At 39.5% G+C, this 15,189-nt stretch carries 7 protein-coding genes and 1 riboswitch; all 7 genes read right to left on the bottom strand.

What is annotated here, in order from left to right:
- Positions 1-27: 27 nt before the first annotated feature.
- The 7 genes from IHV10_RS04260 to IHV10_RS04230 all read right to left on the bottom strand — a co-directional run bounded on the left by IHV10_RS04260 (position 28) and on the right by IHV10_RS04230 (position 15,179).
- Positions 28-3,429, bottom strand: coding sequence for an AAA family ATPase (locus IHV10_RS04260; RefSeq protein WP_197127469.1), 3,402 nt, complete (start codon positions 3,427-3,429; stop codon positions 28-30).
- The gene (locus tag IHV10_RS04255; protein ID WP_197127468.1) at positions 3,426-4,607 is read right to left on the bottom strand and encodes a metallophosphoesterase family protein; all 1,182 of its coding nucleotides are present in this window, start codon (positions 4,605-4,607) and stop codon (positions 3,426-3,428) included. The genes IHV10_RS04260 and IHV10_RS04255 overlap by 4 nt, the downstream gene beginning before the upstream one ends.
- An 11-nt stretch (positions 4,608-4,618) precedes the next feature.
- Positions 4,619-8,359, bottom strand: coding sequence for a helicase-exonuclease AddAB subunit AddA (gene addA, locus IHV10_RS04250; RefSeq protein WP_197127467.1), 3,741 nt, complete (start codon positions 8,357-8,359; stop codon positions 4,619-4,621).
- Complete coding sequence (gene addB, locus IHV10_RS04245; protein WP_197127466.1) at positions 8,356-11,859, bottom strand: helicase-exonuclease AddAB subunit AddB; 3,504 nt, start codon at positions 11,857-11,859, stop codon at positions 8,356-8,358. Before addB ends, addA begins: the two co-directional genes overlap by 4 nt.
- Before the next feature lie 221 nt (positions 11,860-12,080).
- Positions 12,081-13,154, bottom strand: a complete 1,074-nt coding sequence (locus IHV10_RS04240) for a GGDEF domain-containing protein (RefSeq protein ID WP_197127465.1) — start codon at positions 13,152-13,154, stop codon at positions 12,081-12,083.
- Between the two features lie 68 nt (positions 13,155-13,222).
- The gene (locus tag IHV10_RS04235; protein WP_197127464.1) at positions 13,223-14,173 is read right to left on the bottom strand and encodes a GGDEF domain-containing protein; all 951 of its coding nucleotides are present in this window, start codon (positions 14,171-14,173) and stop codon (positions 13,223-13,225) included.
- Positions 14,174-14,358: 185 nt separating this feature from the next.
- Positions 14,359-14,447: riboswitch (cyclic di-GMP riboswitch) on the bottom strand.
- Between the two features lie 78 nt (positions 14,448-14,525).
- Positions 14,526-15,179: a serine/threonine protein kinase gene (locus IHV10_RS04230; RefSeq protein WP_197127463.1), complete on the bottom strand. Its 654-nt coding sequence runs from the start codon at positions 15,177-15,179 to the stop codon at positions 14,526-14,528.
- Between the last annotated feature and the right edge of the window lie 10 nt (positions 15,180-15,189).

The raw sequence follows: 15,189 nt of genomic DNA, 5'->3' as shown, positions 1-15,189 counted from the left end.
GCAAGGCTTAAACGCCCTGCATCCTTTTTATAACTGATCTAATTTAACCCGAGTTCCTCTGCCAGAAGGTTCAGCAGGTTCGACGATCAGTCGTTTCGTTAATCTTGCTTTCAACTCAGGAACGTGAGATATTACTCCGATCGAAAAGTTTTCCATCCTAACTTTTTCTAACGCAGTTACAACTGTATCTAGCAGCTCTTGGTCAAGTGTGCCAAATCCTTCGTCTAGGAAGAAAAACTGAAGAGGAAACTTTCCTCTTAATTGAATCTGAGCAGAAAGCGAAAGCGCGAGTGCGAGTGATGTTAAAAAGGTTTCTCCACCAGATAAAGAGGTTACGGGGCGTTTGATTCCTCCGTTAGCATCATCCCGGATAACAAAACCACCCGCTGAATCTACTTCGATCGCATATCGTCCACGAGTAAGTTTTGCGAGTCTGCCAGATGCATCGCGTGTTACAAGATGCAGCTGCTCTTCGGCCATAAATTCAACAAAAGCATTTCCACGGAATACAACTTGAAGCTTACCTAATTGCTCTAATAAGTTAGAAACCTTTTTCTTTTCCTTTTCCAACTCGTTGAAACGTTTATGATTTTTCTCAATCATCATATATCTTTGTCGCGCTTCACCAACAGCCTCATGCGTATGATTCATTTCTTGCTTGAGACTTAATAGTTGGCTTCTCGCAGATTCAACATGTTGATCTGAAAGAATCTCCTCAGGGAGCTTTTCTTTTATCGCTTCTAAAGCCAAAGCATTTGATTTACACCGATCATGGTAATCCGCTATCTGCTTTTCCCATTCCATCTGAACTTGCTCATCTTTCAAACAGTTTTCAAAGTCTTCATACGATTGGAAATCTGACTTTCTTAACTGTTTGTTCCATTCTTGTTTTGCTTTTTCTACTCTTGATACAGCATCATTCATCCGTTGAACAGAAGAATGGTATACTTTATCACTTTCTACATATTGCTTCTTCGCAATGTCATACTCCCGTTCTGAATCAATGTATGCTGTCTTCAGATTCTGCAACTCATTCTGTGTTTCTACAAGAACTTTTTGAACTTTTTCATTGCCTACTCTGTTATATAACTTTTCTTTTAAATTTTGAATTTCTTTTTGAAGCATCTCTTGTTGATTAGAAGAGACCGATAAACTCATCTTCAACTCAGATTTTTGCTCTTTGGCAGATTCCATTTTTTTCGTTTGTGTTTCTAGAAATTCTTCCGCAATGTTCAAGCTTTTTACGATTTCCGCATGACGACTTTCTTTTTGCTGAAAAATTTCTAGCTGCTCTTTCAGCTCTGTTGATGAAAAAGGTATCTCAGATTGCTTCCATTCCGAATGAATCTGTTCCATTTTTGTTGATATCAAAGAAAGCTGTTGACTTAACTTGTTCGTTGTCTCTTCACTATTTTCAACAGAAATAGAAATCCGTTCATATTGTTTTTGATCTTCTTCTAATTTGGACAATAACTTCTGCATGCGTTCTTCCACTTGAAGCTTATCTTGCTGAATACCTTTTACTCTCGTTACATGATCCTTGAATTGTTCCAAAGAAAACACGCTGATATTTTCTTTCTCCACCAAAGTCATACTCTGATCTGCTGCTGCAATTTCCGCTTCAGCAAGATTTAGCTTTTTCCATAGCGTTTGGGAATCCTTTTCAAGTCCTTCACTAAGATGTTTTAGCACATGATAATGCTCTTTCAGACTTTCATTCGCTTCTTCTAATTCTTGAATACGCTCGTTATCATGTTCAAAAGTCTCATGCATTCGGTTCGGTGAAGGATGGGTTGTTGAACCACATACAGAGCACGGCTCGTTCTCTTTTAATTCTGCAGAAAGCTGTGCAGCTAAATGGTTGATCCTCATTTTTTCTTGTTCGTTTTTCAATTCACGAAGGTTAGCCTTTAAATTTTTTGAGACCATTTCATTCGAACGCAGAGCTTCTGCCACTTCTGCATACATATCTTGAATATGTTTCAGCAGTTTCTTTCCTGCATCGTAACTGTCAGCTATTGTTGAACTGATCTGTTTTTTTGTTTTTTCTGCAGAAATCATTTCAGTTTCTGAAAAGGAGATTTCTTTTTGTATCTTTTTCTCTTCATCGTGAACATCTTCTAATCGTTGATTTAGCAAGATGGCTTGTTGAAATTTAGTCCGGTCTTTTTGTGTTATTTCAATTTGAGACAATTCTTTCTTTAACGCAGATTGTTTATCCTTCCCACGCTTAAGTACTTGCGTGGCATCATACTCAGCTTTTTCGCATTTTTCGTACAATGTCACTAATTGTTTATGCTTTTGGGTTTCGTTTTGCAAAAATTCATTTTTTCTATCAAGATCCTTTTCCCAGTCAACCGCTTCTTTTAAGCCACTTCTTTTTTCGATAAGAACAGGCTCTTCCTGATTGATTGCCTTCTTGGCTGATTCATATTTCTCTTCAAGCTCTTCAAGAATGGTTTTAAGCTTTTCAGTTTGTCTTTTTAGTTCCTCTTGCTCTCCACGGATTTTTTTCTCATCTGTGAGCGAATGCTTCCATTCGTTTGCATAAGGATAAATTTTGTCTGCAGAAATAGCTTTCTTTAGATTCCCTTGAACACGTCCCATAGGGATTTCCAGTTTCTTCAGTTCGTTCCTCTCTTGGATCAGCTTTTCATTTTGAACTTGAGCATCCCAATACACCTCAAGCTTTTTGAGGTTCTCTTCTTTTTCTTTGTACTTTTTGGATATCTGTTCTAACTTTTTTTCATTTTCCTTCAGATAAACGGTTGCCTGCTGAAGAGTTTCTAAGGAAGCTTCTCCTAGACCCGTTTGCTCAGCAGTGATTTCATTTAAGCGATTTTTTTGTTCATCCGACCGCTTCTTTAACTTTTGATTCAGTTTATCTCCGTATTTTTCAAGCTGAAACAACCGTTGCAGCATCTGCCTTCTATCCGCACCTTTTAGCGATAAAAATTCAGCAAACTTACCTTGAGGCAACACGACTGCACGCGTGAAATCATCGATTGTTAGACCGATCAGCTCTTGCACAAGACGTGTAACATCCCGTTCTTTGTCTGCATGAACGACAGATTCATGATCCACGGTTTCAATTAATCTGCACGTACTTGTTCGAATGGAATGTTCGCCACTTCTTTTAAACGTACGTTCAACGCTATATTCTTTTTGCTGAGTACCTTCACCTAATTGAAAAGTAAACGAAACAGACAGTTTATCTTCGGCCTGGTTCATAATTCCGTGTGTTCCACCAGCTGCACGCTCAACTTTCCCGTATAGAGCAAGTGTCACCGCGTCAAGAATCGTGGACTTCCCACTACCGGTCGGTCCAAAGATACCGAAGACTCCGCCAGAACAAAGCTCATGAAAAGGAACGGATTGTGCTTCTCGAAAACTTTGCAAGCCTGAAACGGTTAATGATATAGGTCTCATTCGCGTTCCTCTCCTTCTGTTTCCTCTTCTCCAACAAGATCAAGAAATAAGGAGATCAACTCATTGTCAGGAACCGCTCCACCTGTCTGTCGCTCATAAAACGTTGTAAATAGTTCATCTACAGGTAGTTTTTGAGCGGATACCGCAATTTGTTCTCCGAATCTTTCTTGAAACACAGGTTTGATATGAACAATACCATCATGTGCTTTTCTTAGCCGTTGAATCTCTTCCATCGACAGTGCATCTTGAACATGTACGGATAGATCAATCCAGCAATTATGATACATTCCATCTTGAATTCCTTGAAAAACCTCTGACACACCATTTCTAGCTTCCCATGCTACAAGTGGTTTTCCTGCACGTAAATGAATCTCTTCTACCTCTGCTATACCGTTTGGTTGCACGTCAATAATGGATACGGATTTTGCTTGACCGCTTTCTGAGAAACTATAAGAAAGTGGAGAACCTGAATACCTTGCGTCTGTTTTTGCTCGTTTAATTCGCTGTGGACGATGCAGATGGCCTAATGCCACGTATTGTGCGGCACTCGGAAGGCTTTCAGCAGCAACCGTATAAGCACCACCAATATGTACAGGGCGCTCAGAGTCAGTCTCCTTGCTTCCTGCTACATAAAGATGACTCATGGCAACATTCACATTTCCTGGGCTAAATTGAGATGTGATCTTCTTAAAATAAGAGTCTACCCAATCATCGTATTGGGTTCTAACATCTAATTCTTCAGCTGATTCACTCAAAAGCATTTTCAGCCTTGATTCAGAAGGATAAGGTAATGCTGCGATTTCTAGCATTTCTCCCGTTCTCTTTATCGGGACACGTTGAAGGTCTAACGTTGGAAGACCTACTAGCGTTATGCCCAGTTCTCTTAAAAGCGGGAAAGATGCTGCTAGTCTCTCTGGATGATCATGGTTTCCCGCTATCGCGATAAATGGGCATTCTCCTTTTCTATTGATCCGTGACAGTGCATCATAAAACATTTGCTCTGCCGCAGCTGGAGGATTTACCGTATCAAAAACATCTCCCGCCATTAATACCGCATCTATTTTTTCACGCTGTACGATCTCTATTAGTTCGTCTAAAAAATCTTGTTGTTCCTGAAGTCTGCTTCGTCCTTCTAATGAGCGCCCAAGATGCCAGTCAGCCGTATGAAGTAATCGCATCCTATCCCTCCTTATTTCACTTGAAGAATGTGTCCACCATCAAAAAAGTAAAGATAACTTTCTTTAACAGGCTTCTTTAATATTCTTTCAATAGCCTTTGCGTACAAATTGAGCTGCAACTCGTAACGGTTGAACAGGATGTCTCTTGCTCCTGTAAAGCCATTTGTAAAGCGGTTCGTGATTTTGTCTGTTTTATAATCAATCAGTATATAACCGTCTTCCTCTTCAATGAGACAGTCAATAACACCTTGTACGAGAACATATTCTTCTTCGCCGGTCCACTCTCTTTGAATCTCTGATATCGGGAGCGCTATACTAAACGGAATTTCTCTTTTTAAATTCTCGTTCTCTTTGATTCTCTCGCCAAGTGGTCCTTCCATAAACTCCTGGATTTGTGGAAGCTGGATGTATTGAGCTTGTTCTCTTGTAAGCAGCTCTTTCGTTTCCATTTCTGCAAGTTGGTTTTGAAGAGAATCTAGTGTAGCTGGTATTCTAAAGTCAACATGCTGCATGACCATATGCATGGCTGTTCCAACTTCAGCAGCGTTCAACTGTTCTTCCTGCATAAATTTTGGCCGCTCATGTATAGCTTGTTGGGCCGCTTTTACTAATTCGGTAGAACTATACTCATCGGCTTGATATTGTTTTTTAATTTCTGTAACAGATTGTTTAGAACGGGTATATGTTGAGTGTTTATGTGTATAATTCCATTCCAGTCGCCGCTTAACTTCATCAAAATCATTCGTAACAAGATTCACCGTTTCATAGTTCTCTAGACGATTCAGCAGTTCTTCTTGTTTTTCTTTCTCTTCAACTTTCAACTCTTCATATTGACTCGCTTGCAGGACGGTAATCTTCCAATCTGTTTCATCCAGATAAACTTCACCTCTACCTCTTTCACCTGTTCCAAGAAGGGATAGGAGAGGGTCTGCATTCTTATGGCGGATGACTGCTCTCCCGATCCAATCGAGATAACTTTTCACACCAGCTCTTTCAAAGTCTGGTAGAATCCAGCTCTCTTCATAAAGAGAATCGCTCCATGCATCCACAGATTTTTCAATATCATTTACTGTGCCGACTAAATACAATTTTTCTTTAGCGCGTGTAAGAGCGACATATAGTACACGCATCTCTTCTGAGATCAATTCCATTTTCTTTCTTCCAGCGATCGCAAGCTTTGGCAATGTGGGATAAGCGATTCGGTACTCGGGATTTATATATTGAGTTCCTAGTCCGAGTTCTTTATGAAGAAGAACTTTTTCGTTCAGATCTCTTGTATTAAACTGTTTGTTAATGCCTCCAACGAAAACGATTGGAAACTCTAGACCTTTACTTTTATGAATCGTCATTACACGAACTACATCTTCTTGCTCACCTAGCGCTCTTGCCGCTCCTAGATCTTTGCCTCGTTCCTGCATTCTTTCAATAAAATGAAGAAAGCGGAAAAGCCCTCTAAATGATGTACTTTCATACATCTTCGCACGATCATATAGTGCTCTTAAGTTTGCTTGACGTTGTTTTCCACCGGTTAATCCGCCTACGTAATCAAAATACCCGGTTTCACGGTAGATGTCCCAGATCAGATCAGAAAGAGACCCTTGACGCGCTTGATGACGCCACTTTTCCAGCTGGTCTAAAAACGTAGAGACCTTCCCTTGAAGCTCTGCGTTTTCTCCTTCTGAACGATACAGTTCTACGGCTCCTAAATAATTATCTTGCTTTTGTTTTAATCTGATCACTGCAAGTTCTTCACCTGTTATTCCTACGAGCGGGGAACGAAGAACGGCGGCAAGCGGAATATCTTGCATTGGGTTATCGATCACTTTTAATAGTGACATCATGACATGAATTTCCGTCGCATCAAAATAGCCAGTTGAAAGTTCAGCATACGCTGGTATTCCTTGCTGTTTAAACTCTTCTAGTATGACTGGTGCCCATACGGAGGTTGCACGAAACAACATGACAATGTCTTTGTATTTTGCAGGACGTAATTTTTTCGTATGTTTATCAAGAACGAGATGAGGAGAATTACCCGCTGTTCCAATGATCTGTTTTATTTTTTCAGCGATGACTCTTGCCTCTAACTGAACGGTTTCAAGCTCAGACTTCTCTACTTCTCCACTCTCAAGGCCATCTTCATCTGTTACAGGCTGACTTTTATTAATTAGAAGAAGTTCTGGCTCATTGCCCTCTTGCTCCGGATAATAAGTAGCACCAAGCTTTAATTCAGCATCATCGTTGTACTCAATCTCTCCTACTGTTTCGTTCATGATCTGTCTGAACAAATAGTTTGTTGCTTGAAGTATTCCATTTCGACTTCTAAAGTTTTTGGCAAGGTCAATACGCAAGCCTTTGCCGCCTTCTTTCGTAAACTGCTTGTACTTGCTTAAGAAAAGAAGTGGTTCTGCTAGTCTGAATCGATAGATGGATTGCTTTACATCACCTACCATGAACATGTTTCCTGCTTCCTCATCCTTTGATACTAGGCGTACAATGGATTCTTGAACAAAATTCGTATCTTGATACTCATCGACTAGTACCTCTACAAATCTTTCGCGATATTCTAGAGCCGCTTCTGATGGAACCGGTGCATCCATCGTAGACCCTACACCTTTTAAAACTCCAAGGCAATAATGCTCAAGATCACCAAAATCAACAAGAGACTTTTCCTGCTTTGCTTCCAAATAACGTTCCCCAAACTTTTTCACCAAGGATGAAAGTTCTTTAACTACAGGAGCCATCTCTTCAATATGAACGATATACGAATCTGGATGTCTTTCAAAATATTCTTCTTTTAATGCGCTCGTCCGTTTTTTGATGCTGTCTCTCATCGCTTTTACTTTATTCTTCAGTTCTTCATCTACATCTTTCCCGCGGATGGCTTTTAATTTTGGAGGATCATAAGATTGGAATTCCTCATAAAGCTCATTCCAACTACATTTTGCATGAAGTAATCGTTCGATGAAGACAAGATCTTCCTGTAGTGTTTCTGCATATGCGAGAGGTCCCCCTGAAAGCTGGCTGAGCTCTATCGCTCTGAGCGCCAGCGAACGTAGCCCTTCTATTTGAACCGATGTATCGAAAAGAAGCTCCTTTGTCCAAGGTAGGTCGTCTATTGAAGTAGCTTGGACTTGATAAGTTTCCGCCATCTGGTCTAGCCATCCACTCGGATCAGGATGACTTCGAGCGAAATCATAGAGCGATAAGATCAGTTTTTGCAGTTCTATATCATTTCGGTCAGAACTATAAGCATCGACCACTTGGTAGAAAATATGGTCTTCTCCCTTGCTATACTCTTCTTCAAATAAATCTTCTATCACTTCTTGGCGAATAAGTTCTGCTTCTGTTTCTTCTGCTACACGAAAGCCAGGATCGAGATTCGTTTCGTAATAGTGTTTACGAAGCACCTCAATACAAAAAGAATGAAGAGTAGAGATCGATGCTTTGTTTAATAAATTCAGCTGCCTTCTTAAGTGTAGAGATGAAGGATTTAAAGACAGCTCTTTATCGATTGCTTCTCCAATTCTTTTTCTCATTTCAGCAGCAGCAGCGTTTGTGAACGTAACGATAAGCAACCGATCTACATCAGCAATCTTTTCACGTATCATCGTGATGATTCGTTCGACAAGGACGGCCGTTTTTCCTGATCCAGCTGCTGCAGCAACGAGAACGTTTTCTCCTCTGGCTTGAATCGCCTGCCACTGTTCATCCGTCCATGTGGCACCTTCTGGTTTTGGGATTAAAGTCTTCAATTGACAGTTCCTCCTTCCTGATGCATTTTTTCTAGGATGACGTCATCTTTTTCTGAACGAAGTTGACGGTATTGATTCTCTTCAAGGGTTTGATCAAACTGACAAACAGGCTTATATGAACAGAACGTACATGGTGTTTTTTTCTTCATCTCATATGGAGAGATATCGATCACTCCGTTTGTAATTCCTTCTCCACTCGTTACAGCCATCTTCCGCGCATGATTACGCATCGTGTTAAACTGCTCACTTGAGGCGATCGAGGAATGTGACTTATGAAATCCTTTTTGAGTTAGAGCGACTGGAATGATAGAAGAACGCTTATCCATTGTACTGTCCATAAGTTGAACGGCCTCTTCTTCAGCAAGTACTAAACCTTTCATCTTAAACTTCTTTAACACTTCTTTTTCGATTTCTTCCACACTAAGCAGTTTCTTTTGATTCAATAGTGGGTTGTGTACATGGAAATACAGAACGCCTGCTGGAACGGACTTTTCACCAAGCCAGCTTTCTGAATGTGTGACTGCAACGTCTAGATAAGTCAGCATCTGCAGAGCAATTCCATGATACAGCTCTGCCAAGTTGAGACCAGTTGAGCTTGATTTATAATCAATCACGCGCATAAGAAGTCCTTTTGAACTTTTTGCTGTATCAACACGATCGATACGTCCGATAACTTCCATAGTCGTTCCATTCGGTAATTTATACGTTAATGGCGGCAATGTTGCACCAGAAGCAAATGCTAGTTCAAGACCTGCAGGAGTGAACCCGCTCGCCTTTGCGTGCTGACTTAATATGTGAGAAGCTTTTCCGACTACTTCTTTTAGCTTTTTCTTGATATAAAGATGTCTATTAGAACTTAACAGAATCTCATGTTGAAGCTGTGGTGCCAAGAGTTCTACAATATCTCCTGCCAAACGATAACAGTCCCCTTTTGAAAGATCACTCCAGGCTACGCTTCTCTGCTGAAGCGAATCATTCATCTGTTTTAACGCAGCATGAAAAAGCTGTCCGATATCTGGAGCTTCAAGTTTGTACATTTGCCGTTCTTTAAGCTTCAGACCATACGACATGAACTGAGAGAATGGACATGATTGGAAAAGCTCCATTCTCGAGATGCTCGTTAAAATCTTATCACCATAAAGATCTCTTGATACAGATGAACTGAGAGGTGCTTCTCTATTAAAATAGAAGAGAGAAGACAGAGCTCGCTTTGCATAGAAATCATAATCCTTGTCTCTGACGACCCAATTGTATACATCCCACCAAACGGAAGAGATCGGATAACCTTTTTTCCATTCTCTGAGCTGCGTACTTAAAAAAGATACACTCTTTATTGGATGCTGCACAAAATCCAAATCGTTTTGTAAAGCTGGTTCATTTTGATATAGTTCTTCCTTTAAATCTGGGAAAAGATCATGCAATCGCTGTATGACCATAGAAGGCTGCATCGTTTTCCCTTCCTCGTCTGCTAGGGCATATGAAACAAACAGATGATCACTAGCATTCGTTAAAGCCAAATAGATCATAAACTGTTCATCAAGCAGCTTTCTGCGTGCCGTCGGTGCTAGCACCACACCGTTTCGATCCAGAGCCTCTCTTTCATCTTCTGAAAGCAATCCATCGTCCTTAGGTTTTAACGGAATGATTCCATCGTTTACGCCAAGAACAAAATTCACTTTTACATCCGTAAAACGAGATCTTTCCATCGTTCCTACTAGTACTTGATCGAGAGAAGGAGGAACAAGTGCAAATTTAAGACTCTCTAGCCCTGTTTCAAGCATTTGCATCCACGTTTCTTTAGAAAGTTCTTCCTCACCAGTCAACTCTACCATCTCATCGAGGAGACCCAGAACCGCATTCCAAACTTGGCCATGTTCAGATGCTGACCGTAATTTACCTGCTGATTCCGCATGAAGTCTCAAGCGTTCAAGTTTCATCGGTACATTTAAATCCTCAAGATACTGATAAAGACTTTTACAATATTGGATGATATTTTTGCTGTTTGATAGGTTTTTAGATAAACGACTCAAAGGAGATACAATCATGTCCCGCATATCGTTGATCAGCTGTTCTTTTTCATCATCACGAGTTGTCTTTCCAAAATCTTCTGCTTCGAATCCTCTAAATCTTTTATACTTCCAAGGTTTAGGATCTGTCCACCTTCTGCCTTGAATACCAAGTGCTAACACATAATTTTCAAGTTCATCCATACAACGCCTCATCTCAGAAGTCGTTTTTCTTATCTCATCAAGCGGATAGAGCATATCTGTTTTAACAGCTCGAAAAACTGCTTCATAGCGCCAATTCTTTAAGACAATATCTAGTGAAGAACGTATAAGCTCAATCAGTGGATGGTGAAGCATAGATTTTTTTTGATCAAGAAAAACAGGTATCTCATAATCTGTAAATACCGTTTCAATCAGTGTTTGATAACTACCAGCATTTCGGACTGTAACTGCGATATCGCGATACCTATATCCGTGGTCACGAACGAGTTCTGCGATTTTCCTTGCCGCTCCTTCAACTTCAGACCGAACATTTACAGCTGCCGCTACTCCAACACCTTCATGTTTGGAAGATGGTATGGCCGGCCTTCGATCATACTGCTCTTCGATATGAGCGATAGCACTTGAATTATACTTAGGCTTTTCATGAAGATAGATTGGTTCCTCAACGAATACACCAAGTTCTTTGGCCTGTGCTGTTAGCGTCTGAGCCGTCTTTTTCGTCATATAAAACAAATCTAGCTCATGAGGTTCTGACTCCATAGTAAAAGATTCATCGACAGTGAGTGCAATGGTCACTTTTTTGGCGTGTGCCAGTAATCCCGCTATAACTTCAAGTTCTTGTGGAGTAAACGAATGAAATCCATCTATGTAAATTTCACTTTCTTTAATGCTCTCGGATAAAGGAATCTTTGCTTGAAGCAAACGTAAATAATCTTCTGAATCTACATACTTCCCAATCAGTGCCTCATCCAAGGAGCTCGAAATGACACTCAGATCTGATAATTTATCCTGAAGCACTTTTTTATTATTTTCTTTTTGACCGAGAGAAAGCAGTGTTTCAGCATTCCACGAAAGATCTTCTGCACTAACACAATATCGTTTAAGTTCTGTAGTCATCAACTCAAGTAATTCGTAAAAACCACTTTGTTCAGAGGCTTTTCGAAAGATTTTAAGATCTTCTTTTTTATGCTCGACGATTTTCCGAAGCATCATTCTTATTCCAGTAGATGTGATGTGCATTCTTGTCAAACCACCGGTCTCACCAAGAATACGCCAAGCAAGCCTTGAAAAACTAAAGACTTGTGCACGCATCATTCCGGATAATTCTGGCGTTGATGCAAGCTTATACTCCGATTGAAAGGTCATCTGATCTGGTACAAGATAGATGATCGGATTTCCTGAAGGACGTTCTGTAAGTTCTCTTTGGATCTCCTTAAATACAGAGTGGGACTTTCCGCTGCCGGATCGTCCCAAAATAAATTGCAAACTCATTATGTTCATCCCCTGTTCCGCACTTGAATTCTAACTTCATTATCTCATAATCTACTATGACATCAAAGGCTACGACCTTTAAAAAGAAGCACATCCTCCTGGTAGTTATAGGATAGTTACGTAAACGAATAATATTTGTAAAAGGCAGATACCATCATTTCGGGTAGACGAGAGTGCACGAGAGTGCACCAAGGAACGAAAAACATAAAAAAGGAAAACCGCTATATTGATAGCTGATTTTCCTCCATTGTGACCGTATCCAATTTGAACGTATTTCTTCCTGCCGCCTTTGCCTCGTATAGCAGCACATCAGCTCTATGAATCATTTGCGAAGGCTTCTCACCTTCTACATAACTCGCAATGCCATAACTAAGTGTAACAGATAACTCATTATCACCTGATATATACGGAAAGGTTTCTAAATGCTTATTGATCGTTTCAATCGTATTTTTCACTTCTGTTCTGCATGTAGTATGGAGAATCCAGGCGAACTCTTCTCCACCGTAACGATAAGCTTCTCCTTCTTTTAAAGTAATGAAGCGTTTAAACGTTGCACCTACAAGCTTGAGCACCTCATCACCAATTAAATGGCCGTGCTGATCGTTAAACATTTTAAACCGATCAATATCACATAATACAAGTGTAAAAGGTTTATTCTGTTTTGTTTTTTCCAATACGTCCTCTTGAAATTTTCGATGATTCAGCAAACCTGTTAAATAGTCTTGTTCAGATTGAAGCTGATACATATTCTTCTCGAAATAATATTGTCTTTCTTTTGAGGCAATCACACCGCCGTAAAAAGCGATCAACCATAAGAAGATGCTCTTCATTAAAAATTCAAAGGAAGAGAGCGTGTTCAAGTACCCACTATCTCTTATAAAAAAGTAACAGAGAATGGTAAAACTCACTGTTCCTACTATAAAAGCGCCCTTTAACCTCCAATACAGAGCAGCATGGATAACGATTAGGTAACCAACAGCAACAAACGCACTATCAGCTCCACCAGTAAGCTGCATCAACCATGCATAAGCAAGACAATCAAAAACAATTCCACCTCTTGTAAAAACCCGGTAGTACAGTGACGTCTCTGGCAATCGGTGTAAGACAATTTGTGTGGATGTCATATATATAATGCCGATTATAAAAAGGATCGGAAAAGTATCCGTTTCATAATTCAAGACGCTTGATATAGGTTGATAATAAAAAACAGGTATACAAAGAATTAAAAAGAACCACCGTAACAAAGATGATATGGTTTCAGAACGGTGTTCCGTAATCGTAAATGAATCTTTCATGCGTTCAACTTCCTTTACGTTATACGATCTGCGAAAAACATAGCAGAAAGGCCCATTATTTTACATGATCAAATCAGTGATTTATTCTCACTTCTAGCTCTTTTGTTCGTGTACATACGCTCATCAGCAAGCTGCAGGTAATAGTCTATGTTTTCACATGCATCTGCAAGTAATTCTATTGCACCATATGCCAATGAGATGGATTCATTCCAAACGATAAGCTGACTCTCTAGTTTTTCAGTTAAGATGTATGCTTCATCTTCAGTAATTCCTGGTAAAAGAAAAACAAATTCATCTCCACCGAATCTAAATCCAGAGAACAATTTTAGTCGCTTTGAAAGTTCTGCGATCTGCTGAAGTATCTCGTCACCCGCGTGATGCCCTAGCTCGTCATTGATTAATTTAAAGTTATTGATATCAAACATGACAAGTGTAAGAGGAAGCTTAAGTCTATTTGCCTTTTCTAGCTCCTTTTCTAAACAATCATAAAAGTAGCGACGATTATACAGATTTGTTAATGGATCACGAATGCTAATCTCCTTAAGATCTTTAAACTGTTGAGAAGAGAAACCGCTTAGAAATCCTGTAACAGCATGGTGAGAAATCCGGTTCCAGCGATCTAACATAAATAGTTGTATAACTAACGGCTCGTTGGACGTTGCTTTTTTCACTTCAAATAAAACGGATTCACTAATACTCGTTGTAAAACACGCAAGTGCTTGATGAGGAATTCGTTGATGCCTTAAAAAATGAATACCTGATCGAAACGCTTTCTGCTCTCCTTGTTTTAAAAAGGATTTGAATCGTTCTTCTTCTAAAAACACTGCATGCACAATCCCGCGTAAAAATTTCTCTAGTATCTTCTCGTATTGCTCAACAAAACCGTTTAGAAACGTATGAAAGTCTTCATTTTTTCTTAGATGTTCTTTGTGTGTATGTATCATGGCTGGAATAGACTTCATAAATTCTGGTAACAAGTTTTTTTTGAGTGCGCGTAAGTCTAGTTGGAAGTTTTCCATTCTACAACCCCTCAAATCCCTCAAAAATTACATACAAAAAGCCATCACCTAATAAAGGGAATGGCTTCAATTTATGTTTTAGATACTTTTAACCTCTATGAACACATTATTCCTGCAGAGAAACTACAAAATACGAGAATAAAGCTTCATAGAAACGCTTGTGTCTAAACACGAGTCCGTTTCCCTTTGGCAACCGGCTGCCATTGCATGTTCACCATACTTTAGGCCCATAGCTTTGCGTCCCAGCTTTTCAACTGGTTTGCCCTTAATAACAAAGGTTTTTATTGATTTATAGTTATTATATCCTACTAAGGTAATTTGTGCCAATGATTTTAATAGTTCTTTAATCCTATTATTTTAGGCTTTGTTTTTTGGATATTTTTAACTTTCTATAGTACCTATACCCAATCCTTACTCCATTCAAAACAATATAAGGAATCTTTATTGGAAAGTAATACAGCGTTTTCTTGTAAAATGTAAAATAAGCTTTCCTTAAATCTTTCCATTTCCTGCAAGTTTCGTATCGGCTAAAATCAGATACGTCTACAATAATTCCTCTATTATTGGATATCATGACATTTTTTCCATGTACATCGTTAGGAAACAATCCTTTGTCTTTTGCATGCCTCACTGCTTCATCGATGTCATAAATCACATTTTCAGGAATTTTTACACCTTTATGCACACAGTCGTACAGAGTCATTCCTTCAATACGTTTTAAGATTAAAAAACGTTGTTCGGAATAATAACAAACAGAAAATCCAGGGTGTGTTCCTAGTCGATCATAAACCTTTTTTTCCTCTAATAATCCATGCTCATCCCTGCCGTAAATCTTAACTACATATGCTGGATGTTCAGGATGTGAAAACACCGCTGCATAGTTCCCACAGCCCAGCATCTGCCAAGGGTGTGGTGTATTCACCGGACATACCGGATCAAATGGGCTGCGACTTTCAATCATTATTTCTCTGTTCAATTGTCTAGCTAGCTGGATAAAGTGTTCCATAAGGTTCCTC

The organism is Fictibacillus sp. 5RED26 (genome assembly GCF_015903895.1).
In the GTDB taxonomy this organism is placed as follows: Bacteria; Bacillota; Bacilli; order Bacillales; family Fictibacillaceae; genus Fictibacillus; species Fictibacillus phosphorivorans.
Note: the sequence above shows the minus strand (reverse complement) of the source record. Positions and strands in the feature narration are given on the sequence as shown.